The following is a 25,321-nucleotide window of genomic DNA, read 5'->3' on the forward strand; positions in this document are numbered from 1 at the left end:
ATATTTGCAGCCGCAATTTGCTACAATAAATATAACAGCTACATGAAATTATCAAATTTTAGTTTTGAGCTTCCAGACGAATTATTGGCGGAGCATCCATCTGAAAATAGAGATGAGTCTAAATTAATGGTTATCCACAGAGAGACCGGAAAAATTGAGCACAAGATGTTCAAAGACATGATCGACTATTTTGATGAAGGTGATGTTATGGTTCTTAATAACACTAAAGTTTTTCCTGCTCGTTTATACGGTAACAAGGAAAAAACTGGTGCGCGTATAGAGGTTTTTCTTTTACGTGAGTTGAACGAAGAGCAACGTCTATGGGATGTTCTTGTAGATCCTGCACGTAAAATACGTATTGGTAACAAGCTATATTTTGGTGATGATGAAACATTGGTAGCTGAGGTTATTGATAACACTACTTCTAGAGGTAGAACATTACGTTTCTTATATGATGGTGCTTACGTAGATTTCAGAAGAAAACTAAGAGAGCTAGGGGAAACTCCGTTACCTAAGTATATTAAAAGAGATGTTGAGCCAGAAGATGAAGGTCGTTACCAAACTATTTATGCAAAGCATGAAGGTGCGGTTGCTGCTCCTACAGCTGGTCTTCACTTCTCTAAACACTTATTAAAGCGTTTAGAAATTAAAGGTGTTGATTTTGCTGAATTAACTTTACATGTTGGTTTAGGTACATTTAACCCAGTAGAAGTTGAAGATCTTTCTAAGCATAAAATGGATAGCGAAGAGCTATTTATTGATGAGAAAGCTACAGATATTGTTAATAATGCTAAGAGAGAAAAGCGTCGTATTTGTGCTGTAGGTACAACTGCAATGAGAGGTTTAGAAAGTGCGGTTTCATCGAAGCATACTTTGAATACTTATGAAGGTTGGACAAATAAGTTCATTTTCCCTCCATATGATTTTAGTATCGCTAATGCAATGATTACTAATTTCCACTTACCAAAATCTACATTATTGATGATGGTATCTGCATTTATGGGTCATGATTTAATGAACAAAGCATATAAAGAAGCAATACTGGAAAACTATAAGTTCTATTCTTATGGTGATGCCATGTTGATTATATAAGTTCAAAATATATCCTTTTTAAAAAGGACAAAATAATAAAATCCCGCTTTATCACATATTGAGAAAGCGGGATTTTTATCACTAGTAATACCTACCTTTAAAAAGATGGAAGAAATAAAGAAAAAAGATATTCGGGCACTAACGCGAGAGCAGCTTAGAGAATTCTTTGTTTCTAACGGTGACAAAGCTTTTCGTGGTAACCAGGTTTATGAATGGTTATGGCAGAAAGCAGCTTATTCTTTTGATGTGATGACTAATCTATCAAAGGAAACTAGAGAAATGCTAGAGGCTAATTTTGTAATCAACCATATTAAGGTAGATTTAATGCAGCGTAGTAGTGATGGTACCATTAAAAATGCCGTTCGTTTACATGACGATTTAATTGTAGAGTCGGTCTTGATTCCTACGAAGTCAAGAACCACTGCCTGTGTATCTAGTCAGGTAGGTTGTAGTTTAGACTGTAGGTTCTGTGCAACGTCTCGTTTAAAACGTATGCGAAATCTGAATCCTGATGAGATTTATGATCAAGTTGTTGCTATAGACAATGAAAGTCGCTTGTATTTTGAAAGACCATTGAGCAACATTGTTTTTATGGGGATGGGAGAGCCTTTAATGAACTATAACAATGTCTTGAAGGCAATTGATAAGATTACTTCTCCTGACGGATTGGGGATGTCTCCAAAACGAATTACGGTTTCAACTTCTGGTGTGCCTAAGTTAATTAAGAAAATGGCAGATGATGAGGTGAAATTCAAATTGGCTGTTTCATTACATTCCGCGATCGATGAAATTAGAACATCTATTATGCCGTTTAATGCCAAGTTTACATTGAGTGACTTGCGAGAGTCTTTAGTGTATTGGTATGAGAAAACAAGAAGTAGAATTACTTACGAATATGTAGTTTGGGACGGAATCAACGACGCCCAAAAAGATGTTGATGCATTGGTAGAATTCTGCCGTTTCGCACCATCTAAAGTAAATCTAATAGAATATAACCCTATTGATGATGGCGAGTTTAAACAAGCTTCTAACGCGGCCATAGACCGCTATGTTAATACATTAGAAAAGAATAATATAGTTGTAACCGTTCGTCGTTCTAGAGGAAAGGATATTGATGCCGCATGCGGACAGTTAGCGAATAAAAGTTAGAAGTACAAAGTATTAAGTGCGTGGTACGAAGTGGAAAGTACAAAGTAAAGAGTACAAAGTATTAAGTAGGAAGTCTGAAGTTAGAAAAGAGAAAATAGAGTTTAGAAAATAGACTTGTTGCGAGGTGTTGTATTTGGTAAAGCTAAATGTTGTTGCTATAAGCAAAAACCAGACTTAAGAAATACGAAATGCTATGTAAATAATACCAAGGTGAAATTGAGAAATAGAGTATTTAGAAAAATGAACTATTAGGGAAATTGCTTACATAATATCTTATTACTTAATACTAAAAAATGCGAAGCGTTAAAGCCAAAAGCCAAAAGCCAAAAGCCAAAAGCATTTTTGAACTTGAACTTGAACTTGAACTTGAACTTGAATTTTGAACTTGAACTTATTTTTTTCCAGCAACCAACAACCAACAACCAACAACCAACAACCAATCCCTTTAAACCATTATCTCCTCTCGTAGTACTGTTAACTGCTTGCTTTTGACTAATTTTGCCGTTCTAATAAAGAGCAACTGAAAATAGTAGCACAAATAAAGGAACCTGTTTATCAGGAAATGGAGCTGTTTGAATCTAAGTTTAGAGATTCAATGACCTCTAAGGTTGCGCTACTCAATAGAATCACCCATTACATCGTAAATCGCAAAGGGAAGCAAATGCGCCCTATGTTCGTTTTTCTAACAGCAAAACTGTTGAATGACGGAGAGGTGAACGAGCGTACCTACCGTGGTGCTTCGGTTATAGAATTGATACATACCGCAACATTGGTTCATGATGATGTGGTCGATGAAAGCAATAAACGCAGGGGATTCTTCTCAATAAATGCCCTTTGGAAAAATAAGATTGCCGTTTTGGTTGGCGATTATTTATTGTCTAAAGGTCTATTATTATCCATAGATAATGAAGATTTTGATTTGCTCAAAATTATCTCTGTTGCCGTTCGCGAAATGAGCGAGGGCGAATTATTGCAGATAGAGAAAGCAAGGCGTCTAGATATCACCGAAGATGTCTATTACGATATTATCAGACAAAAAACTGCAACATTGATAGCAGCATGCTGTTCTCTCGGTGCTTGTTCAGTAAAGCCCGAAAGCGAAGATGTAGAAACTTTCAGGAAATTCGGAGAACTCTGCGGTATGGCATTTCAGATCAAAGATGATCTTTTTGATTATGGAACCAAACAAATAGGAAAGCCAACCGGTATTGATATTAAAGAGCAAAAAATGACTTTGCCATTAATATATGCGCTAAACCACTGTACCAAAAAAGAGAAAAGCTGGGTCATCAATTCTATCAAAAACCATAACCAGGATAAAAAGCGCGTTAAAGAAGTTATCGCTTTTGTAAAGGATAAAGGCGGATTGGATTATGCGGTAACTAAAATGCTGCAGTATAGAGATGAGGCGTTAAATCTGCTAAGCACGTATCCTGATTCTGAGTATAAAAGTGCTTTAGAGTTGATGGTGAATTACGTGGTGGATCGTAAAAAGTAAATCCGTCAAAAAATATTTCTCTTTTTATTATTTCTAAATAACTGTATGTCAGTATTTTAGAAATTAATTTTATTTTTTGTTTATCTTCAGGCAACTATAGCTACTTCTTCTGCGTCTATGCTAATAGAAGACCAAACCAATATTTTGAAAATTATACCTTTTTATAAAAACGAGAAGCAGCTCATTAAAAAAGCAACATCGGGTAACCGTGATGCGCAAGAGCGTTTGTATAAAAAACATGCTCCAAAAATGTTGAGTGTCTGCCGTCAGTATATAAAGGATATTCATTTTGCGGAGGATGTCATGGTACAAGGTTTTCTGAAAATGTTCAACAAGCTAAATTCATTTAAGTTCGAAGGTAGTTTTGAAGGATGGTTAAGGCGTATAATGATTCGAGAAAGTATCTCTTATTTACGAAAGCAGCAGTTTGTGGTGTATGATGATGAGGTGTACGAAAAAAATCAATCTGAAAAAATATCGCAAAGTACCGATTTAGATACCGAGCATATTCAACAATTGATAGATGCTTTACCACAAGGCTATAAAATGGTGTTTGTATTATATACCGTAGAAGGGTATAAGCATAAAGAAATCGCAGAAATGCTTTCCATAACCGAAAGCACTTCAAAAACACAGTTATTAAAAGCCCGAAAATTGCTTCAAGAACAATTAAGGAAACAAAATATTATAGGGTATGGAAACCGATAAATTTGAAAAACATATTAAATCCAAGTTGCAAGAGCGAGAGATTAATCCCTCAGAAAATGCTTGGTCAAAAATATCATCAAAGTTAAATAATGATGATACAAAAAAGAAACCAGTGTATTTGTGGTTGGGCGTTGCGGCTAGTATTGTAGTGTTGTTAGGTGTTGCTTTATTTTATTTTAATAGTGCTAATGAGTTAAACGAATCACCAATAGAATTGGTAGATGTAGAAGACAAAAATAAGGTTGAAGATGTAATCACTAAAGACCCAGCTCAGCTTGAAGAAGAACACGTAGTTGTTCTGCAAACAGAAACAAAACCGAAGAGTATAGCTTTAGAAGAGGTAGAAATTGAAGTACCTAAGGCAAAAGAGAATATCATTTTAGATGATGCTATTGAAGTAGCAGTTGTAGAGAAAGTATCTGTAGACGAATTTAATTTTAGATTAAAAGTATCAGATGAAATCATTAATTCTAAAATAGCGGATATTGTGGCACAAGTAGATATATTAGAGCAAAGTAGCGCAGTTACTGATGCCGAAGTAGATTCGTTGTTGAAACGCGCACAAGATGAAATTTTAAGAGAACGAATATTTAGTACAGATAATACTGTCGATGCAATGGCTTTGTTGACAGAGGTTGAAGAAGAACTTGATCAATCTTTCCGAGACCAAATTTTTAATTCTTTAAAAGCCGGTTTTATAAAAGTGCGAACTGCAGTGGCAGACCGCAATAATTAATCGAACACAAATAGTTTTATTCTACACCTCTATAAAATGCTATAGGGACAGGGAGCGGAGTTTTATTCATCAAAAAATCAAAATCGAAATGAGAACAATTACAATGTATTTAATAGTGGTGTTGACACTTTTTATGGTGCAATATTCAGCAGCACAAGAAGATTATCAAAAGAAAATTGAAACTTTAAAAGAACAAAAAGCTAAAATTACCCAGCAAGAAAAGGAAGCTTTAAAATACGAAGTTGAAAACATTAATGAACGACTCCAAAACGGAAGTATAACGGTTGACGAAGCAAATTCAAAAAAACAAGAGGCGGCTGAAAAAAGGGCTTTGAATATTGAAAATAGAATTTCAATCATAGAGAATCAAATTAATCTTTTAGAACGTAATGAAGGTAAAACACTAGTTTTAATTGAGTTTGATACGATTTCAGATAAAGGTCTTCGTTTGGGTGTAGATATTAACGGAAAACCTGCGGTATTTTTCAAATCTAAGAATTGGAAAAGTGAAATACGATATGACAGAAGAACGTATTCGGATTTTGTAATGGCCGTAGGTCTTAATAACGCAATTGTAGAAGGTCAATCTCTTAACGATTCACCTTACAAGATAGGTGGTAGTAGATTTTTTGAAATGGGATGGCAATGGCGAACTAGGGTGTTTAAAAACACCAATTTTCTTAGATTTAATTACGGATTTTCATTTCAGTTTAACGGATTAAAACCTAAGGATAATCAGTATTTAGTTTCGCTAGAGAATGGACAGTCTGAACTTCAAGAGTTTGAATATGAGTTAAATAAATCTAAGTTTAGAATGGATAACCTGGTTTTTCCTATTCATTTTGAATTTGGACCTTCCAAGCTAAAAACCACAGAGAAGACAATTCGCTACTCATTAAAAGATCAATTTAGGTTGGGTCTTGGAGGGTACGGTGGGTTTAATTTGGGTACACGTCAAAAATTAAAATATAGTCTTGATGGTGATAATGTAAAAGATAAGTTGAAGCGAAGCTATAATACGAATGACCTCATTTATGGTTTAAGTGCTTATGCAGGTGTAGATGGTGTTTTACTGTATGTGAAATATGATTTAAACCCAATATTTAAAGATGCCGTTGTAGAGCAGCACAACATTTCACTAGGTCTCCGTTTCGACCTTTAATAAAATATTCATCAATCAAATTAGCTGTGGTGCCGTGTGTTAAAACCGGTTACTACAGCTAATTATTTGTTTAAGAAAGTTCTCGATTCATCTCTTCGGTAAACTCATTCTCATAATAACCACGTTTACATTGACTACATTCTATCGCAGTAGTACTAGAGATTTTAAATAGCTTTATCCAAAAGATATGAAAATAGTTCTTTTGGGTAATAGCACTTAAAGTTCCGCGTTGCTGGCAATACGAACATGTACTGTTAAAAAGTTTTTTAGTTTCTGGCTTTCCTGATCTAGTGCCAAAGAATAGAATCATTATTACTATTTTTGATAGTTCTAATTTACCAAAATTATTTATCTCCTTCAGAGGGATTAAGGTCGAAATATGATTTCAAAAATTACCATCGATAAAGTATATGAATCTGCTCGACTAGAAGAGGTTATTGGTGATTTTGTACAGCTAAAAAAATCAGGGTCTAACTTTAAAGGACTTAGCCCTTTTTCTGATGAGAGGTCGCCAAGTTTTATGGTATCGCCGGTAAAACAGATTTGGAAAGATTTTAGTAGTGGTAAAGGCGGTAATGTGGTAGCTTTTTTAATGGAGCATGAGCATTTTACCTATCCTGAGGCTATTAAATACTTAGCAAAGAAATATAATATTGAAGTAGAGGAGACTGAGCAATCTAACGAACAAAAAGAACAGGCCAGTGAGCGCGAAAGCATGTACTTGGTGTCTGAATTTGCCCAAACGCATTTTAAAGAAATGTTGTGGGAATCTGAGTTGGGTAAGGCAATAGGACTTAGCTATTTTAAAGAACGTGGTTTTACAGATGAAACCATCAAGAAATTTGAGTTAGGGTATTGCCTAGATCAATGGGACGGATTTACAACTGCAGCACTAGATAAAGGGTATAAACTAGAATACCTTTCAAAAACGGGATTGACCATAGTAAAGGAAGATCCAAATAACCCGAATGGATCACGAAAGTTCGACCGATTTAAAGGTAGGGTGATGTTTCCTATCCATTCTTTAAGTGGTCGTGTACTTGGTTTTGGCGGTCGTATTTTAACGAACGATAAAAAGGCAGCCAAGTACCTAAACTCCCCTGAAAGTGACATCTACCATAAGAGTAAGGTGTTGTATGGTATTTACCATGCTAAGCAATCTATCGCTAAAGAAGACAATTGTTATTTGGTAGAAGGGTATACCGATGTTATTCAATTTGTACAACGCGGTATTGATAACGTAGTATCATCTAGTGGTACTGCCTTGACACCAGAGCAGATTAGGCTTATTAATAGATTGACCAAAAATATTACGGTATTATTTGATGGTGATGCGGCAGGTTTACGAGCGTCGCTACGTGGTATAGATCTTATTTTGGAGCAAGGTATGAATGTGCGTGTTTGTACATTTCCAGAAGGAGAAGATCCAGACAGTTTTGCTAAGAATAATGAGTTAGAAGATGTCATGACCTATCTTAATGACAACTCTAAAGATTTTATTCAGTTCAAGGCGTCGCTTCTGGTAAAAGAAGCAGATAACGATCCAATAAAGAGAGCAGATACAGTAAGGGATATAGTGAATAGTATAGCTAAGATTCCCGATCGCATTCAAAAAGAGATTTATATTCAAGAGTGTGCCCAGATCATGAATATATCTGAAGCGGTATTATTTAATACCCTGGCGCAGATAGAAAAGAAAGAAGATAAGGATGTAAAGAATCAACCTAAAGAAGAGCAGAAAGCTTTTGATGTAGTTCGTGGTAAAGATGTAGATGAGCAAAAGCAAGAGAAAGTTGATGTACAATATGTTTTAGAGCGAAAAATTATAGAATCGCTTATGCTTTATGGTAATCTTAAAGAGCAGTTTGAAGATTTGGTATTAAAGGAAAATGATGCCGGAGATTTGGTATTAGAGCCAGAATTATCAGAGATTAAGGTATACGAGAAAATTTATTTAGATCTACAAGAGGATGAAATAGAATTAGCCAATGAAGATTTTCGTAAAATGTATGCTAGATTGATTGAAGCTTTAAATGAAAAAGAAGAATTTTCAATTACCACTTTCGTTAATGGTCTAGAGCAAGAAATGGCAAATCAGATTTCTTCTATTTTAATGGAAGAAGAGCGTTATATGTTGCATGATTGGGAGCGTAAAGAGATTTTTCCGAAGAGTAAAGAAATAGGTGTTGCACAATTGGTAAGCGAAACTATTCTTACGCTACGTTGTTTTTTAATTAAAAAGAGAATGAATACCCTGCAAAATACAACGCAAGATTCTACTACAGATCATAGAGAAGTTCTTGAAGAAATTATGAATTACATTCAGTTGAATAAATTACTGAATAAGAAATTAAATAGGGTATTGTCTTGATGTTCAGAAAGTATCATAAATAAAAAAGACCCGCTAAAAGCAGGTCTTTTTATATTTTATTCAGTTGTAAGAATTTAGTACAATTCTAAGGCTTTTGCCTGTTGTAATAAATCTACCATATTATCTACATTTAATTTTTTCATTAAACGAGCTTTATAGGTACTAACTGTTTTTTCATTTAGGTTCAAGCCTAATGCAACTTCTTTGTTGCGTTTACCACTAGCTAAAAGTTTTAATACTTCTATTTCTCTAGTTGATAGTTTTCTAAAGAACCTTCTTGGTTTTTTAGTTCCTTCATCGAAAGCAAGACGTTGTGCAAGTTCGTTTGTAATGAACATGCTACCTTCACTTACTTTAGTTACTGCTGCAGTTATGTATTCTACACCAGAAGATTTTGATAAATAACCGAAAGCTCCTGCTCTAATGGCACTAAGGGCATATACATCTTCAGATTGACCGCTGTACATAAGTACTTTTACGTCTGCATAATCTTTCTTGATCTTGCGTAATGCTGCTATTCCATTTATATCTGGAATATCCATTTCTAACATGACCACATCGGGGGTTGTGTTTTTGAGTTTTTCAAACAGTTCTTCGGTAGTAGCTACCTCATCGATCAGTTCAAATCCCTCAGCGGCTTCTAAAACCTTTCTTACTCCCATTCTTATGATAGGGTGGTTGTCCGCTATTAAAACTTTGATCATTAATTAATTTTTTATATAGATTTTAGAACCTATTTTGTCTGAAAAGACTACATGCAATGTAAGGCTTAAAATTCTAAATTAGAAGTCAAAGTTGCATTATTTTATTAGGAACGTATAATTTTGGACTTTATTTTCGATTTAATACCTTGATTCTTAGTTGAGTTGTTATTTTAACTCTTTTGGGATCTCACAAACGGGTATTGGCAACATTTTGTGTTGGTTCATGGTATTCAATCTTGTAAAGATAGTAAAAACTTCCTTTTTCCTTCCTTCAAAATCATCAACTGTTTTGCCTTCGTCCTTCATATCCATTGCCCATTCTAGCTCAGGGTAAGAAGCACCTATTTGGTCTGCATCTGTTCTATCGTCGCCCCACAAACCGTCAGTTGGTGCAGCACCGATTATCTCTTCATTGATTCCTAAAACCTTCGCAATGGCATATACTTCAGTTTTCATTAAATCTGCTATCGGACTCAAATCTACTCCGCCATCACCGTATTTGGTGTAAAATCCAACTCCGAAATCCTCTACTTTATTTCCTGTTCCTGCTACCAGGTAACGTTCAAGTGCGGCAAAGTAATACAGACTGGTCATACGTAATCTAGCTCTTGTATTGGCCAAAGACATAAAACGCTCTTCTTCATTTTCTACAGATGGTAAAGAAGCTACCAAGCTATCGAATACTGGTGTAAGATTCACAGGTAGCCTTTTTACATTAGGGAAATTAGCTATCAACCAGTCAATATGTCTAGATGCACGGTCACTTTGATTCTCGGCTTGGTGAATCGGCATTTCTAAACAAAGAAGTTCTAAACCTGTCTTTGCGCATAGGGTAGAAGTGACAGCAGAATCAATTCCGCCAGATATACCAATGACAAAACCTTTCTGTTTTGCGTTCGTGGCATAATCCTTTAACCAATTAACAATGTGCTCAATTACCTTTTCCGTTTGCATACCGCTCTAATTATTTAGTAAAATCAATTAACTTTGCCATAAAAATAAGTTGAACACTGTGAATAATAAAATGTATTGTAAAATACTTACCAAGGTCAAACCTATTTTTATACTATTATCAGTTTTTTTCATTCTTTCTAGCTGTAATGATAGTGATAAGGTAGCTGAAGAGATTTCTGCCATACCGATGGACCTAAAGATTTCGCGATTTGATCGTGAGTTTGCCGCTTCCGGTGAAAAAGGTTTACCGGCATTGCGTAAAATGTACCCGTATTTGTTTCCGGCACCAGATAGCGTTTGGATCGCCAAGATGCAAGATTCGCTTCAAATAGAACTGTTTCAAGAAGTGGGTAATGCCTTTCGTAGTTTTGAAGATGAAGAAGAAGGGTTAGTGCAATTGTTCAAACACATCAAATATTATTTTCCGCAGTATAAAGTTCCAAAGGTACTTACGGTTACCAATGATGTAGATTATAATAACAGAATCATTTTAACCGATAGTTTATTATTTATTAGCCTTGATAATTATTTAGGTTCTGAGCATAAGTATTATGGCGGATTTCAGCGATACATAGCACAATCTTTAAATCGCAATTATTTAGTGAGTGATGTAGCAAGTGCATTTGCCAAGCAAGTAGTGCCAAGACCTAGAGACCGTACATATCTTGCTCGAATGATTTATTTCGGTAAAGAATTATACTTGAAAGATAAATTAATGCCAGAGGCTACCGATGGTAAAAAGATAGGCTATTCTGAAGCTGAAATGGATTGGGCAATAGCAAATGAAGAGCCTATGTGGAGAAATTTTATAGAGAACGAATATCTATATAGTACCGATAACAAATTAAATCAACGATTTTTAGAACCTGCTCCGTTTTCTAAATTCGGATTAGAGTTGGATAATGAATCGCCGGGGAGACTAGGTCGTTATATAGGGTGGCAAATAGTACGTGCCTTTATGGAGAACAATGACGTAAGCATGATGCAATTAATGCCAATGCCTGCGGAAGAAATATTTAAGAAATCAAATTACAAACCGAGAAATTAGATGGCAGATTTACATACTTCAGAAATTACACTGCGCGTAGGATTAGATGAGAATAGAATTCCGGAAACATTAAACTGGTCTGCACAAGACGGTGGAATAGAAAATGAAGCGGCCAAGGCAATGTTATTATCCGTTTGGGATAGTAAGAACCAAGAGTCGTTAAAAATTGACTTGTGGACAAAAGATATGCCTGTTGATGAAATGAAAACATTCTTTCATCAGACTTTAGTTTCTTTGACCGACACTTTCTTAAAGGCGACACAAGACGATAAAATGACTGCTACGATGAAAGATTTCTGTGATTACTTTGCAGAAAACCTAAATCTTAAAGAAAAAGATTAAGCTGTTTTTAACTTCTTTTTTCCTTTAGTTTTTTTAATCCAGTAGATAATATAGGCAGTCCCAAAAACGGATGGAGTAATCCATGCCCAATGGGTATCTTGGTGCATACCTGCAACTATAAATGCGGTAACCGAGGCTATAAGAGCACCTAACATTCTACTAAGGTGATTTATGAGCCAAAGCTTCCTGTTTTCTAAAGTGGTCTTAAATAGTTTATAATCTCCGTAAGGTAGAAATAGACCAATTATTCCGAAGAACACAAAAAGAATACTTTGCGAATAGCCATTAATGAGTCCGCTGATACCAAAACCAATCATTATCAGAGCCGAGAACGCCATTGTACCCGAAACCAATTGATCGGTCAAATTTGCCTTTGTTTTTTTGACAGATTTAAATGTAAGTGCTCTGTTACCCGCTAGCACCATATAAATTGTAAAAATACCGATCAAGAATAAAAAAATATTAATGTGGTTGGGCATTCTCGCAATCATCAAAGAAATCGCAGAACTAATAATCATAGACCATGAAAACCATTTGCCCAATCGCTTATGGTTTAACCTTCCTTTTTTAACAATGATACTTGCGATACCGGTAATAAGCCCCACACCACCAAAAAAGGCATGTATGTAAATAAAGATTTCAATGATATTTTCCATGGTCGGTTGGTTTTATATTACTCAAAGATGGAGTAATCACAATCATGAAACTAAACAATATAACCGAATTGTAGGTTTTGGATGCTGAGTTGTATTGGGAGGTTTTAAGTACAAGGTACAAGGTACAAGGTACAAGGTAAGAAGTACAAAGTCTTAAGTAAAAAGTTTATGTCATATAGAAGAGTTTTTCCCGACGTGGCAATCTGAGGAATTGACAGATGTTGTTGAATTTATCAATGTCAGTTCGAGTGGTTTTATGATGTAGCATAGCGGAAGCATAAAATTGTATCGAGAACAGGTTTGGAACATGCAAAGGTTCTCGATACAACTTTTCTCATACTTCGAAAATTAACTCGAACTGACAATACGTTTTGTAATAGTAAAGAGTACTAAGTATGAAGTCTTAAGTAAAAAAGTATATGTCATTGCGAGGAGAATTTCGCGACATTGAAATCTGGTTGCTAGAAGAACAAAACTATTCTAACAGAAATTTCATTTTTCATTTTTCATTTTTCATTTTTTAACTTTTGCTAATTGCTAATTGCTAATTGCTAATTGCTAATTGCTAATTGCTAATTGCTAATTGCTAATTGCTAATTGCTAATTCATTTCCTATTCTTCTTAGGCTTGCACGTCATACAAAAATCAGATAGCGAATTAATTTCGTTGATGACTCTACCGTGTTCTTTTTGAAGTAATTCGGCATCTTTCCCAAAATCGGTTGCTTTAAAGACTTGGGCACTTACGGTGTTCATTTCCTCTTGTAGCTCATTGAAAATAGGTTGAAATAAACTAGCGTCGCTAAAAGCACCTTTTTCTTCGTAGATTTTCTTGCGTATTTTTCTAGAATACAGCTCTACCAAATCAAAATCATAGCGTCCAAATTGTAGCAGCTGATTTGCGGTTAACGAATCTGGAGCAACCAAAACAGCTACGTTCTTTTGAAAAATAGCTTTTACTTTGTTGTTAAAATTTTTGGTGAACATGAAAGAAACCGAGTTCATATTAAAACTGAAATCTATTTTAGAGCCTGAATAGATGGAATAAGAGGTAAGCGTAGAGTCGATTTCCGATTCGGGAGATTGGTAGTCACTCAGTTGTAATTCGTAATCTGGCGTCCATTGCATTGGTTCTTGGGAAAAGACCAATGAAGATGAGAATGCTATAAATAAAGTAAAAATGAATTTTTTCAAGGGAATTGTATTTTCCATCGAATGTACTATAAAAAATAATCTGTAAAGTAGATTGGCGAAGTTTTGAATATTAAAGTTTGTTAAAACCTACAGTTGAAACTCCGTCTGGTTGGTTCCGGTATCAAAAATATTGGGGTAATGCTCGCGTGCATTCCGTTCCATAAATTCCATAGGTACATCTTCAAAATGACCGTAGTCTTCTAGATACTCCATAAATTGTGTTCCGTCTGTGCTGAACTCTTGTAAAACAGCATCATTTTCACCGTCAAAATCTAAAGGAGCCACATTAAGCATTTCACATAACGATGCATTGAATGTAGGGGAGAGCTTCAGCCATTTATCATTTATAAAAGCATCTACCATGCCATGGGGCGTAAGTTCGTTGGACCCGAATTTCTCTATTAATCGTTCTACGCCAATATGGTTTTTAACTTTCGCCAAATGAATTCTAGCGGGTATACCTAGGGCACGAAGTCCTGCGATTAAGATAATAGACTTATCGATACAATGGCCTTTTGGGCGTTTTGCTATTTCACTGGCTCGGTATTTTTCTTTGTTGAAGCTTAAGCTATATGGGTCATATCGCCATGTATCGCGTACTTTGTTGTAAAGTGCGATAGTAATTTCTTTTTCGGAAAGTGAAGTGTTTTTAAATTCAGAAACCAAATCTTGAATCTCGTCACTTTCATAATCAAAAAAATAGGTAGGGGATAGGTAGTCCATAGTAGTAATAATTAGAAAATTATTTCATGTTCAATTTACGAAATAGATTTGGCATATTTGCTTCGTCAATGGTAGAGGGTTAAATTAAGTATTAAGTAAAGAGTACAAAGTATGAAGTACGTATTGTAAGTTAGAAGTTAGAAGTTAGAAAATAGAGTATAGATGTTAGACTTATTTTTAATTTGTATTTAGCTAAGCTAAATTGTTTACATAGCCAATAGCCAATAGCTAGAACTAGCTAAACACTAACCCACTGTCAACTGAACACTGAACACTGAACACTGATACTGCCAACTGATACTGCCAACTGATACTGAACACTGCCTACTAAATTCAAAAACCTAGTTCCTAAATTCTTCCGGTCTACTCTGCCAAATGTGAATATACTGCCCTGTAGACATTCTACGAGCCATGTCTTTAGCTCTCGTGGCCAATTCACCCTCGTAAAGTACGTCAATCGTTTCGAACCAAAGTTGTAGCCATTGTGCGAAATGGTCTTGTGATATGGAATGATGAAGATTTTTATCGACCTTGACATGAGCCTTAGACGGACTTCCCCTAAACGTGCGGACACCAAAAAGATTAGACTCCCAGAAATCGGTGAGTTTGCTTAAATGTGTAGGCCATTGCTCATCCGTAATATGTCCGTTGAAAATGGGTCCTAGCATTTCGTTTTGCCGTATTTTATCGTAAAAGGTATGTACCAATACACGCACATCTTCTCTATTGGTAATTTGGGTCATAGTTTCTTTTTATGAATCGGCAACAACTTTTTCAACTCGTTCAGCGGCATCTTGTTTAGAAAGGGTAAGACGCACAATACTGTCGGATTTTGCTAAAAGGTCATGCGGAACATTGGCAGCTAAGGTAATGATATCTCCTTGTTTTAGCATATGAACTTTGCCTTCAACACCAAAGTCAATACTCCCTTCAACCATATGTATGATAATGGAAAAAGGAGCCTTGTGCTCTTTCATAAGTTGCCCTTTCTTTAAAAGAATTCTAATCTCTTTTGAGAAAGAAGTTTCTAAAAGAACTTTGGTGACAATTTTATCATCGTTGAAATCTAAATTTTCAGTGAAAGATACCTTTTGCATGTTCGTGTTTTTACAATAGTATAAAATATTGGTATGCTAAACTATGACACTCCTCAGGTAATTATAAACTCTCGGCATCAATACCTAAGGCAATCATTTCATTGAACACGGCATCTTCGGCATAGCATAAAGTGGCTTTTTTTAGATTGGGAAATTGTTTTGCATCTACAGCACTTTTAATATCCCAGTAATCTTCAGTACCACTTCCAAATCGTAGTAGGTTCATATAAACTTCATTTCCGCCATCTTGGTAAATTTCGGTCAAAAGAGGTGCCATATTTTTCGGTATTTTAATATCTCTAAAGAACTGGGTTACTTCTGCAATAGGTTCATAGCCCTCTTTTTCAATATCTATTTCTCGTTCGGTATACCATTCCATAAATTCGTACAATTCAAATTTAGGCTGAAGTATCTCTTGGGTGTACATCAATTCTTCAATAACCGCTAATTTAAACCCGAAGTCCGTGAATTCAATATGCTCATCTTCTAGCGGTCGTAGTATATATTTATCTTTCGGTATTTCTTTTTTGTCTTCTAAATTGGCACCTAACGAAAGCGCATATGGTTCTTCTTGACCTTTATAGATGAGTTTACTGACTATATAGTTGGAGTGCTTGATTTTTGAAAAATCATTGAACTGCACTTCTTTATTATTTATGATGATAGTTCCTGAAAATTTATTTTTAGGAGGCAGATCAAGTTCATGTTTCTTAGAAAGTATAAGGCTAAAACTAAATATGTTGCCATAACTACCACATGAGCAGTATACACCTTCATTATCCCAACAAATTACAGGACTTTTAGAAAGTTTAGTTTTTCCGGTACGTGAAGGTTCCCCAAAAGCCGAAACTAACGTCTCGTAGTTTGTTGGGAAAGTTACGGCAATGTCATTTATAAGGAGTTGCTCATCAGTACCTAAAATATGTATAGGTTTCGGTTTTTTCTTTAAGAAAGAGAACATAAGCTATTTAAATATAAGTCCGTTTTCAGCATCAAATTGTGCTTGTTCTTCAGGGGATAATCCGTCGCGGATGGCACGAATGGTAAATCCGCCAACTACTTTGCCTTCTTCATAATACATCCAATCACTAATATTAGCACGGTTTACGGTAATAGTATCACCTAATTGAACTTGGTTGGTGTACATGGGTTCATTGGCAATGATACCCATAAAGTCATCATCTATTAATTGAATGTCACCTACCCAAATATGTTCCGCACCACCATCCGCATCAAATTTCTGTTTAATGGTAAAAAATGAATGATCAGGATTCTCGCTGGCTAATGCCTCTTTAAATTCATCAATAGAATTTTTAGCATCTATAATGGCTTGGTTCATTTTGGCATCGTCATCTTCCACATTGTACACATCAGGTTCGCCAGAGCGTTCTGTTTTATCAGCTGAGCCTTCTTTACAAGAAGTTAGCATAAAAAGTAGTGATGCGATAAAAATTAGCGATTTCTTCATAGGATAAGTTTCTGTATTATTTAATGTGAATTGTGGTACTATCAAGCACAACGGAATATTCTTTCTATTGTTTCACTTAATCAACAAGAATTCCATTAGTTCTAAACCAAGTGAGGTTACTTCGGGTTTTTGCCGTTCCGTGGGTCTTGCTTAAGCACCTTGGCGGTGGTACGGTAAAAGGTGGGCGAATAAGAATAAAACTCATGAGGTTGCTCAAAAAAGGTCTCTAATGCAATGGCAAAAAGCTCCATTAAATTAGTGCCACCATAGTCTCTGAAAATGGTGTATTTACCTTCACGTATAAGCGGTATTTTTTTAGTCGCTAGTTCTTTCCAAGCGTTGAGGTCCGCATCTTTAAATGCTTTCGAAAAATAGAATCCTTTAGCATTCTCAATAATTAAACAATGACTGAATTCATGTATGGCAATATTTAATCCGTCATCTGTAATAACGAATCCTTTTTCTACAGCAGGCCATGATAAGTTTACACGCTTGGTCACCGTATTTACATCACCATCATAAAGCACATCTCTACCAGTGTATGCATATGAAGTGGGAGTGACAAATATGGTTTTGAAGACACTCAGCACATCTTGTTTCAATCCAAAGGTAATCTGAACGAATGCACTAGAAATAACCAATTTCATCTCGGTAGTAAGTTCAAAACCTTCTGTAGCATCAAAATCTGTAGTATTTAAAAACAGCAAAGTTCTCACCACAAAAGACTGTTGATGCTTCTCTGATAATGCAGCGTAATAGGAGTTCCATTTGCTAAGTACCTCGTGGCATTCTTGCTTGCTACGGGTCTTAAGAAATAAATTGACAAAAGTATGTTTGGCGTTCAAGTAATTGGTTTGGTTGAAAGTGAGGTTCAGTAAATAATTATCACAAAAAAATGCGGAGGGTAAAATTAGTGTTATTCGGTGATAACAACACTACCAATAAGTTCATTTTCGGTAGGTTTTTCAAACCAAGTTTCCATAAAGTCAAAATTCTCTTTACTGACCTCAAACTCAAAAGTTGCTCCTTTTTCATTGTTGCGCTGTTGTACACGTTGCCATCTGGTTTCTTTAGAAATATCTAAAAAGTGAATTTGAATTGTATAACCATGAGATGCGGCAAAATTTCTGAATTTTTCTCGGTGTTTAAATTTCGATAAACCCAGGTCTAAAATAGCATCTGTATGAGACTCTTCTAATTGTGCAACCACATTTAAAATTATACTTTCTGCTCTTTCTATACGCTCTAAAAACCATTCTAAACCATCGGTTTCTTTCTTGTCGGGTAGAAACAACGTATTGTTCCAAGTGTCAATAGAAAAGAGTACTCCTTTGTTTTTCTTTTTCAGTTCGTTTGAGTAGGTAGTTTTACCTGATCCTGTATTACCGACGATGAGGTGTAGCATAATTATAGTTCTAAAATTTATAAATATGTAATAATTTATTCAACCTTAAAACCCTTCTCAATCAAATCAAAACCAGGTTTATTAGTCATATTATCTTCCGTAGCTTCTTGTATTAGAATTGCAAAAGTTTTATCGCCTTTATAAAAGAAGTGGATATTACCTTCATGATCTAAGCCTAGAATACTTGCGGTAAACCTTATGGAAGAAGTATCAATGTCGTTATAGGTATCGTCAACGGCATCTTCAAATTGAATATTAGAATTTCTATAGATAATATTATTGACCAATTCTTCTTGAAAAAGATACGCCCATTCACCAAGGTCAATTTCGCCATTGATCCATGTCATAGTTACAATGCCACTAGAATCAAAACCATCTTTTTCAATAGAAAGGTAATACCCTTGGTCATCAATATTTTCTTGATCCGTAATTTCCCAACCTGTTGGGCTGGTCATTGAAACCCCGTCTCTTTCAAATTTAATAGGTTTACTCTCGCTACAAGAAGTTAAGAATAGAAATATTGATGCAATTAATAATAGTGGTTTTTTCATGAGGTTTTAGTCAGTTTTATTATAGAAGATTTAATAATGAAAACTATTTCATAGGTGCTGGAGGCGGGGGCGGTAGGGATTCTTGATAATTTGTTGTTTGTAAAATAGCACCATTTTCCAAAAAAGAAATAAGCTCCGTTGCTTTGCTTACTACCTTTTCAATACTACCATTTTTATTGACGACTATATGGGTAGGATAGGCATTTACAAAAAGTTTATTTTCAATAAAATCTTCTTGGTTAGGCACAGTATTGTATTTAAAAATTTTCTTAGTGAAGAATCTATCTAATTCTGCCTTATCGTCTAATGCCAAACTTATAAATTCAACATCTTCTCTTTTTGAATATTCGTCGGCGAACTCATTGAGCTCAGGAAATTCAGCTACGCAAGGTTTACAATTAATAAACCAACATTTAAAAATTAGAGTTTTTCCTTTGGTGTTATCATTAGTGTAAACCTTTCCGTTTAAATCGGTAAAATTGAAATCAGGAAATGGAGTTCCTTCCATTTTAAATTTAGTGTAGATACCCTCTGAAGTGTTTTTAATAATATTTCCAATTTGTTTGTCTGCAGAGTTAGGTAATTTGTAGAGTTGGTATTGCTTTACATTATCTGGAGAAACAAGTTTTACGGCTATATAATCTCCAGTAGTCAAAGATTTTAGAAAATCATCTTTACTAATGGTTTCAGACTTATCGTTTATAGCAATAAATTCTGAAGATAAAATGATGTTATTTTCATGATAATCCCACCACTTTTCCCAGTCTGATTCTAAAACATTTATGTCAACATCGACATCTAATTTGAGTGCTTCATTTTCAATACTTCTTTTTTGTGAAGTTTTGTTTTCCTTGCAAGATGTAAAACCGATAACTAGTAATAGAATGAGTAGATTTTTCATAGATATATAGTGGTTTAAAAAGAAGCTTAATTGGTTTTGGTACAATTAAAATGAAATTAATACTCGCTTAATTTAAGTTAATTATATCAAATTTGTAAATAAAATCTTACCAATTAGCTTTGTCCAATACTATCTATAAAATTTAAGTATGACACTTTGTATTCGTTAACAGTTTAGAGAACTTATTCCATTTGTCAATTTCAAGTTTTCTAATGCTTGATTCTTGAGTGATTAAAAGCTTTATATCAAATTTAGATTGGCTTTTTTTTAATCATTAAACTAATAGGTTTGGCAATAAAAAAGGTCGGTTTATATTTACCCATTCGCCTCTTTAGCCTGCTCTTCTAAATCAGCAATATTTTCAAATTTTTGAAGCGGTAGTTCTTTATTGGTCGCTTTTATTTCAGCAACTAAGGCAAGAATTAAATCTAGGGGTTTGGCTTCATAGCCAAACATATTTTGGTCGAATTCAATACCAGCTAGTATTCCGTCATTTTCCATACCTACACCCCAATTTTCTATAAAATCTACTAATGCTATTTCGGTAATCTGGTAGTTGTTCCAATGGTTTATGGTGCAAGATTTAGCTCTGGCACCTTCTGCCCAAAAACAAAGTACACCAACAGGTCTGTCATTTTCATCATCATACTGCACAGAAGCTGAGGTAGCAAAACCTTCATGATTTTGAAGCGCATATACAATGTATGTTTCGCAAACCGTTTTTATAAATTTCTTGTATCTATTTTTAATTAAATCTGAGCCTTGTTGTTCCATGTTTTGTGTTTTGAAAAAGATGTTTTTTATTTATCGAATTGAAAGTAAAGTATTGTAGACCAATTATCAATACCTAACAGAGCTCTTTTTTCTATTCTTTTATGTTGTATTGCTTTTTCAATTTCTACTTTTTCTTTCTCAGTCAAAAGAGGTGCTGATTTCTTGAACCAAGATTTCTTTGTCATTTGGTCTTTTTGAGCTTCAAGACTCAATATTTCCTTATTTAAAGAAGCCACATCTTTTATAAAGTTTTCAATAGTGTTTTCTATTTGATTTACTTCATTGAAAACTTCAAGATTTTGTTTTTCAAAGGGTTCATTTACCATTTCATACAATTCACCACATTCAAGAAAGAAGTATTTTAAATCGAATTTGTTGTCGTTGAAAAACTGTTTTGTTTTTTCAATTTCAGATTTAAGATACTCGGGTTCAAATAAATTTAAGGTTTGCAATCTGTCCAAGAATTTAAATAGATTGTCCTTCCCTTTATTGGCATCTCCGCTTATGGTTATGGGGTGTTCGTAATCCCAAAGAACAGATTTGCTATTTAGTGTATTGTTGCTTAATAGTATCTTGTAAGACAACGGAATCTCATAAGCATATTCAGAAACACTTAACACAGAATCTTCTGGAGTCTTGGGTCTGTCTAGTCTATTGAAATCAAGATTATATAAATAACTTCTATTTGCCATTTTTTTATACTTTTTTGAATTATAGCTAACGTAATTGCAATTGATTAGTTGTCTTGTGAAAAAAATGAAATATGAATATACTTGAAATTAAAAGTTCAAAGTCAACACTTAGTTTAGGTTTATCGGCTAAAGTTGGCTTACCGTATTAATTGCAAAGACTTCTGGCAACGTAACTTTTATTACCGTTTGAATTTATATAATAACAACCTCCTCTTGAACCTCGATAATAATTTCTAGAACTTTTATATCTCTTTGGTTTATAAGAAGAGCTACCTGAATTTGTATTTTTGGTTGAAGAGCTATAGGATGAGGATTTATAGGATGATGTGCTAACCTCTAAACTGTTATAAAGTTTTTTTTCTGTTTCAATTGATTTAATGAATTCAGAAATTGAGTCATTACTTTTAATCCAAATTTCGCTAATATAACCACAAAGTGAGCCTTGGCAGACTTCAAAGTAACTGTCGTGATATTCTAGAATAATAACTTCCTTGTTTTCTTTAAAAGTTGAAATAATGTCAGCATATAAACTAGGTCTGTTTTTTAGTTTAGCTCCTTTTCTCGCAATAGCAATAAGTGAAGAGTCTTTTATTTTGTCCAAGAATTTTTGGGACCTTATTTGTGCTATTTTTAAATCAATACTTCTTATTGAGTCGGTTAAGTTTTCAATCTCTAGTTCAATATTTTTCTTTTGATTTTCTAATTCATTTAATTTTTTATCTGTTTGTGAGAAAGAATATAAGGATAATAGAAGAGCTAAAAATGTTATGTAGTAATTCTTCATTATAATAATTGTTAGCGTTAATGGTTTGAAGTGTTTTTTTATTATTAGATAAATAAAATTGTAGATATTGTATGGTCATTTAATCTTTTCTGCTTCCATAAATTTTCCGGAATCATCATACAAACCTAAGTTTCCATTCTTTTCAATTAGGTAGTATTCTCCGTGATTATTTTTGTAATCGAACCTTGTTGTCCCGTTTTTTAATTTATTTATAAAAACCTCTTCTTTCATTTCTCCACCATCTCCGACTAACTTGCTTTTTGCATAAATCGATTTCATATATAGTTTGTCATTTTCTTTGACCAAGTACTTTTTGTTTGGAAGCATTGGGTCATTTTCAAACCAAGAATGTAATATTTCGCCCGTAACTTTAGATGTATTCATTTTGACCGAGGCTTCTTTAGTTGCTCCGAGAATTTTTACATTTAGTTCTGGTTTAAAATGCGTAGTTGCCCAAGCTCCATTTCCAGGTTCTTGATTAGGTAGAAAATAAAAAATCCAAATTTTATCAAAATCATCTCTACTGTCTTTTATTTCTAGAGCAATATTTTTTAAGTCTACTTCGCTTATCTCTTCTTTTAATTGGATTTCAATTCTCGTTTTATTAAACGCTCTGTCAGTATCTTCGTTGATTATTGTGTAATTATAGTTTGACTTGTTACTGCAAGAAATTAATAAAGTCAAAAAGAGAATTTGGATTATTTTTTTCATCTGTTTTCTTATGGTATTGTGTGTTCTTAATTTGCGTACAACATTTTGTTCATGACTAGTGTTTCGTATGGTATATACTATACATTTGGTTATGTAATAAAACTAATTTATGCTAATCCATTTCATTATTTGTGAGGTCTGGGCTTTTTAGCGTCCAAGCGCATTAAGCTGCTTGGCAAAGGTAAGCTAGTCGGTTATGTGGTGTTCTCATTTGGCTTCTTCTGTTTCGTAGGTTTTCAATAGCAACTTCCCAAATACAACTAAGTCATCGTAAGTAATAATTTTTATTGATTGTAGATTAGAGTTTAACATTCTTAAACAGTCCCTTTGGTCATGATTAAAATCAATGTTCCTGCCTACAATAATCTTAATTCTTGGCATAATTATTTTGAGCCCGTATTCAGCTTCTAGGTTCAATTTATATTCTGAAAGTTTCTGAAGGTAGAAAAGAGATTGCCCTATAACCTGCGATAGATTAGGATGGGGATAATAGCAACTATGACTATCATCATATTTTAAAATCGAATGAGTTGGACGCTTAAGCTCTATTAAATCTAAATACCCATCAACTGATTCCATTAAAATATCTCCTTCACTAAATAATGCAATTTTCCTTACATCATGTTTGGTAATATACTCAATTCCAAAAACCCACAAATTTGCTTCAATCCAATTCTGGAAAATCTTTTCAGGTTGACCTGCAGAATATTTAAGAAGTTCTTCATGATTCCTAATGGTTTTTGTTATACTACCTCCAATTTCCAAGGTAATTAGCTTTTCAAGATTTTCTATTTCAGTGGAAATAAGCTTATGATGATATGCGCCATGTAAATTTTCAATCTCCAAGCTAGATAAAGAATCTAGGAGGCCTTTTATTTTTTCTTGGGATTCAAATTTTTCTAATAGACTTAGAATTGTTTGTAAATCACTTTCTTTTAATTGATTCAGTATCAAATCTATTTCATCTGATGTTTCTATGAATTTAGCAGATTGACTGGTTTCATCCTTAATTACAGAAATTGCATTTAAGTGCCTATACAAATTCCTGATTTCATCAATTGCCAAAGTTTCTGTGAAAATTGGTAAACCATTGGAATCGGTTGCATAAAAGTGCATCGTCATGGTTTCATCCGCAACATCATCTTTGATGTTTGATAAGTTGACGAATAGTCTAACTTTACCGCTGTTAAACAGCTCTTTATGATAAGGAACACTCATTATACTTTTGCTATTACGTCTTTATAACCTTCCCAACTTGGGTTGTATTTTTCACTATTTGCTTTAAACGTTGTATCCAATAAGATAATATTAGAAAGCTCTTGAATATTGAACATTCTAAAATCAGGAAATGGGCTAATGTCTTTACTGTCTGAAACCCCTGCCGTTTGTACAAGATGTACTTTTGTACTTTGAGCTCCTGATTTTGCAGTTAAAATAAATATAGCATATGGGTTGCCTATTCTTTGTCCTGGAGTTTTACCTGGTTTGTTGTACTCAAAAGAAATTTGTCTTTTTTCTCTAATTGCTTGTGTTAATAAATCTAAATTATTCATATTCTATTTATTTTAGTTTCAACTGAGTTGCACATAAACGTTTAACTGTAACAGAATTCGTTTATTTCCTGTTTTAGTGAATAAAGCTTACCTATAATATATACCACTAAAGAATAAACCTACAATTTACATTTCACACTCCATTACGGGAAACCATAACTGGTTAAAAATTATGTATGGTTTGGGTATTTTTACGACAAAAAAAGCATGTCAAAGAAAATTCTATTTATCTATAATGCCAATAGCGATGCTGGTAGTAAAATGCTAGATTTTGCCCATAAAATTATCAACCCAGCTACCTATAACTGCAATCTCTGCAGTTTAACCTATGGCAGTTTTACCGAGAACAAACAGTGGAAAGGGTTTAGGGAAAGTTTGTTAGCCAAAGGCTACGAGCTAGAATTCTTTCATAAAGACGAATTCCAAGAAAATTATAAAAGTAAGTTTGGGCATAAGTATACCTATCCTATTATATTGGTTGAAACAGACCATGATTTAGAGGTGTTGGTATCTGCCGAGAAGTTGAACGCTATGGAAACGGTGGAAGATCTTATTGGTGAAGTAGGCAGTTTTCAGTAGGCAGTAAGCAGTTTCAGTTTTCAGTTGTTTTCGTTAGTGAGTACCACTGTCAGTTCGAGTGAATTTCGAGGTACGAGAAAATTTGTATCGAGAACAGGTTCGGTAAACGAGAGGGTTCTCGATACAAATTTTTCACTTCCGCTATGCTTCAGTAAAAAATCCACTCGAACTGACATTTCGTTTTTAAAGAGTAAAAACTACAGCGTAATAAGTACAAAGTACAAAGTAAGAGGTACAAAGTATTAAGTAAAGAGAATCAAGTAGGAGGTACAACGTATTAAGTCGTAGATAGCGAAAAGTAAAAAGTAAGAATTACCAAGAACTAACACGAACAGCTTAGTATTTTGTACTTAATACAAATAACGCGCAGCGTTAAAAAAACTGCCAACTGTTACTGCCAACTGTTACTGCCAACTGTTACTGCCAACTGTTACTGCCAACTGTTACTGCCAACTGTTACTGCCAACTGT

At 34.3% G+C, this 25,321-nt stretch carries 30 protein-coding genes; 10 read left to right on the top strand and 20 right to left on the bottom strand.

Features of this window, described 5'->3' with window-relative positions; translation table 11 throughout:
- Positions 1 to 42: 42 nt before the first annotated feature.
- From queA to Q0871_RS15390, 6 genes are all read left to right on the top strand, one after another.
- The gene (gene queA / locus Q0871_RS15365; protein WP_299325305.1) at positions 43 to 1,092 is read left to right on the top strand and encodes a tRNA preQ1(34) S-adenosylmethionine ribosyltransferase-isomerase QueA; all 1,050 of its coding nucleotides are present in this window, start codon (positions 43 to 45) and stop codon (positions 1,090 to 1,092) included.
- 105 nt (positions 1,093 to 1,197) lie between these two features.
- Positions 1,198 to 2,241 carry a 23S rRNA (adenine(2503)-C(2))-methyltransferase RlmN gene (rlmN, locus tag Q0871_RS15370; protein ID WP_073247022.1) on the top strand — a complete coding sequence of 348 codons (1,044 nt, stop codon included), beginning with the start codon at positions 1,198 to 1,200 and terminating at the stop codon, positions 2,239 to 2,241.
- Positions 2,242 to 2,761: 520 nt separating this feature from the next.
- Positions 2,762 to 3,739 (top strand): polyprenyl synthetase family protein, encoded by a 978-nt coding sequence (locus Q0871_RS15375; RefSeq protein WP_299325334.1) that lies wholly within the window; start codon positions 2,762 to 2,764, stop codon positions 3,737 to 3,739.
- A gap of 144 nt (positions 3,740 to 3,883) precedes the next feature.
- Positions 3,884 to 4,447, top strand: a complete 564-nt coding sequence (locus Q0871_RS15380) for an RNA polymerase sigma factor (protein ID WP_299325335.1) — start codon at positions 3,884 to 3,886, stop codon at positions 4,445 to 4,447.
- Positions 4,434 to 5,183, top strand: a complete 750-nt coding sequence (locus Q0871_RS15385; RefSeq protein WP_299325306.1) for a hypothetical protein — start codon at positions 4,434 to 4,436, stop codon at positions 5,181 to 5,183. Before Q0871_RS15380 ends, Q0871_RS15385 begins: the two co-directional genes overlap by 14 nt.
- Before the next feature lie 88 nt (positions 5,184 to 5,271).
- Positions 5,272 to 6,345 (top strand): hypothetical protein, encoded by a 1,074-nt coding sequence (locus Q0871_RS15390; protein WP_299325307.1) that lies wholly within the window; start codon positions 5,272 to 5,274, stop codon positions 6,343 to 6,345.
- A 70-nt stretch (positions 6,346 to 6,415) separates the two neighbouring features.
- Here Q0871_RS15390 and Q0871_RS15395 read toward each other — a convergent pair whose 3' ends face one another.
- The gene (locus Q0871_RS15395; protein WP_299325308.1) at positions 6,416 to 6,655 is read right to left on the bottom strand and encodes a zinc-ribbon domain-containing protein; all 240 of its coding nucleotides are present in this window, start codon (positions 6,653 to 6,655) and stop codon (positions 6,416 to 6,418) included.
- A gap of 69 nt (positions 6,656 to 6,724) precedes the next feature.
- Here Q0871_RS15395 and dnaG point away from each other — a divergent pair, with 69 nt between their 5' ends.
- A complete protein-coding gene (dnaG, locus tag Q0871_RS15400; RefSeq protein WP_299325309.1) occupies positions 6,725 to 8,716 on the top strand; it encodes a DNA primase in 1,992 nt (663 codons plus the stop codon).
- Positions 8,717 to 8,790: 74 nt separating this feature from the next.
- Here dnaG and Q0871_RS15405 read toward each other — a convergent pair whose 3' ends face one another.
- Both Q0871_RS15405 and nadE read right to left on the bottom strand, forming a co-directional pair.
- The gene (locus Q0871_RS15405) at positions 8,791 to 9,420 is read right to left on the bottom strand and encodes a response regulator transcription factor (RefSeq protein WP_299325310.1); all 630 of its coding nucleotides are present in this window, start codon (positions 9,418 to 9,420) and stop codon (positions 8,791 to 8,793) included.
- Between the two features lie 165 nt (positions 9,421 to 9,585).
- Positions 9,586 to 10,374 (bottom strand): NAD(+) synthase, encoded by a 789-nt coding sequence (gene nadE, locus Q0871_RS15410; RefSeq protein WP_299325311.1) that lies wholly within the window; start codon positions 10,372 to 10,374, stop codon positions 9,586 to 9,588.
- 70 nt (positions 10,375 to 10,444) lie between these two features.
- Between nadE and gldB the strand changes: the two genes are divergently transcribed.
- Positions 10,445 to 11,422 (top strand): gliding motility lipoprotein GldB, encoded by a 978-nt coding sequence (gldB, locus tag Q0871_RS15415; RefSeq protein WP_299325312.1) that lies wholly within the window; start codon positions 10,445 to 10,447, stop codon positions 11,420 to 11,422.
- Positions 11,423 to 11,764 (top strand): gliding motility protein GldC, encoded by a 342-nt coding sequence (gene gldC, locus Q0871_RS15420; RefSeq protein WP_299325313.1) that lies wholly within the window; start codon positions 11,423 to 11,425, stop codon positions 11,762 to 11,764.
- Here gldC and Q0871_RS15425 read toward each other — a convergent pair.
- The 17 genes from Q0871_RS15425 to Q0871_RS15505 all read right to left on the bottom strand — a co-directional run bounded on the left by Q0871_RS15425 (position 11,761) and on the right by Q0871_RS15505 (position 24,272).
- Entirely contained in the window at positions 11,761 to 12,420 is a 660-nt protein-coding gene (locus Q0871_RS15425; protein WP_299325314.1) for a hypothetical protein, read from the bottom strand. The genes gldC and Q0871_RS15425 overlap by 4 nt on opposite strands.
- Before the next feature lie 605 nt (positions 12,421 to 13,025).
- Positions 13,026 to 13,631, bottom strand: a complete 606-nt coding sequence (locus Q0871_RS15430; RefSeq protein ID WP_299325315.1) for a hypothetical protein — start codon at positions 13,629 to 13,631, stop codon at positions 13,026 to 13,028.
- A 69-nt stretch (positions 13,632 to 13,700) separates the two neighbouring features.
- A complete protein-coding gene (locus Q0871_RS15435; RefSeq protein WP_299325316.1) occupies positions 13,701 to 14,336 on the bottom strand; it encodes a transglutaminase family protein in 636 nt (211 codons plus the stop codon).
- A gap of 341 nt (positions 14,337 to 14,677) precedes the next feature.
- Positions 14,678 to 15,079, bottom strand: a complete 402-nt coding sequence (locus Q0871_RS15440) for a group III truncated hemoglobin (protein ID WP_299325317.1) — start codon at positions 15,077 to 15,079, stop codon at positions 14,678 to 14,680.
- 9 nt (positions 15,080 to 15,088) lie between these two features.
- A complete protein-coding gene (locus tag Q0871_RS15445; protein ID WP_299325318.1) occupies positions 15,089 to 15,433 on the bottom strand; it encodes a cupin domain-containing protein in 345 nt (114 codons plus the stop codon).
- A 61-nt stretch (positions 15,434 to 15,494) separates the two neighbouring features.
- The gene (locus Q0871_RS15450) at positions 15,495 to 16,394 is read right to left on the bottom strand and encodes a hypothetical protein (RefSeq protein WP_299325319.1); all 900 of its coding nucleotides are present in this window, start codon (positions 16,392 to 16,394) and stop codon (positions 15,495 to 15,497) included.
- Positions 16,395 to 16,397: 3 nt separating this feature from the next.
- A complete protein-coding gene (locus Q0871_RS15455) occupies positions 16,398 to 16,901 on the bottom strand; it encodes a DUF2314 domain-containing protein (protein WP_299325320.1) in 504 nt (167 codons plus the stop codon).
- Positions 16,902 to 17,017: 116 nt separating this feature from the next.
- Complete coding sequence (locus tag Q0871_RS15460; RefSeq protein WP_299325321.1) at positions 17,018 to 17,746, bottom strand: zinc-dependent peptidase; 729 nt, start codon at positions 17,744 to 17,746, stop codon at positions 17,018 to 17,020.
- A gap of 71 nt (positions 17,747 to 17,817) precedes the next feature.
- The gene (locus tag Q0871_RS15465; protein ID WP_299325322.1) at positions 17,818 to 18,306 is read right to left on the bottom strand and encodes an ATP-binding protein; all 489 of its coding nucleotides are present in this window, start codon (positions 18,304 to 18,306) and stop codon (positions 17,818 to 17,820) included.
- Between the two features lie 35 nt (positions 18,307 to 18,341).
- Entirely contained in the window at positions 18,342 to 18,857 is a 516-nt protein-coding gene (locus Q0871_RS15470; RefSeq protein ID WP_299325323.1) for a hypothetical protein, read from the bottom strand.
- Positions 18,858 to 18,900: 43 nt separating this feature from the next.
- The gene (locus Q0871_RS15475; protein WP_299325324.1) at positions 18,901 to 19,758 is read right to left on the bottom strand and encodes a TlpA disulfide reductase family protein; all 858 of its coding nucleotides are present in this window, start codon (positions 19,756 to 19,758) and stop codon (positions 18,901 to 18,903) included.
- Positions 19,759 to 20,073: 315 nt separating this feature from the next.
- Positions 20,074 to 20,532, bottom strand: a complete 459-nt coding sequence (locus Q0871_RS15480; protein WP_299325325.1) for a DUF2750 domain-containing protein — start codon at positions 20,530 to 20,532, stop codon at positions 20,074 to 20,076.
- 26 nt (positions 20,533 to 20,558) lie between these two features.
- Positions 20,559 to 21,224, bottom strand: coding sequence for a hypothetical protein (locus Q0871_RS15485; RefSeq protein ID WP_299325326.1), 666 nt, complete (start codon positions 21,222 to 21,224; stop codon positions 20,559 to 20,561).
- Between the two features lie 145 nt (positions 21,225 to 21,369).
- A complete protein-coding gene (locus Q0871_RS15490) occupies positions 21,370 to 22,008 on the bottom strand; it encodes a hypothetical protein (RefSeq protein WP_299325327.1) in 639 nt (212 codons plus the stop codon).
- Positions 22,009 to 22,083: 75 nt separating this feature from the next.
- On the bottom strand, positions 22,084 to 22,719 hold the full coding sequence (locus tag Q0871_RS15495) for a hypothetical protein (RefSeq protein WP_299325328.1): 636 nt from the start codon (positions 22,717 to 22,719) through the stop codon (positions 22,084 to 22,086).
- Between the two features lie 207 nt (positions 22,720 to 22,926).
- Positions 22,927 to 23,937 (bottom strand): Shedu anti-phage system protein SduA domain-containing protein, encoded by a 1,011-nt coding sequence (locus tag Q0871_RS15500; RefSeq protein ID WP_299325329.1) that lies wholly within the window; start codon positions 23,935 to 23,937, stop codon positions 22,927 to 22,929.
- Complete coding sequence (locus tag Q0871_RS15505; protein WP_299325330.1) at positions 23,937 to 24,272, bottom strand: WYL domain-containing protein; 336 nt, start codon at positions 24,270 to 24,272, stop codon at positions 23,937 to 23,939. Before Q0871_RS15505 ends, Q0871_RS15500 begins: the two co-directional genes overlap by 1 nt.
- Positions 24,273 to 24,479: 207 nt before the next feature.
- Here Q0871_RS15505 and Q0871_RS15510 point away from each other — a divergent pair, with 207 nt between their 5' ends.
- Positions 24,480 to 24,851: a GTPase gene (locus tag Q0871_RS15510; protein ID WP_299325331.1), complete on the top strand. Its 372-nt coding sequence runs from the start codon at positions 24,480 to 24,482 to the stop codon at positions 24,849 to 24,851.
- Positions 24,852 to 25,321 lie beyond the last annotated feature (470 nt).

Source organism: uncultured Maribacter sp. (assembly GCF_947500985.1).
In the GTDB taxonomy this organism is placed as follows: Bacteria; Bacteroidota; Bacteroidia; order Flavobacteriales; family Flavobacteriaceae; genus Maribacter.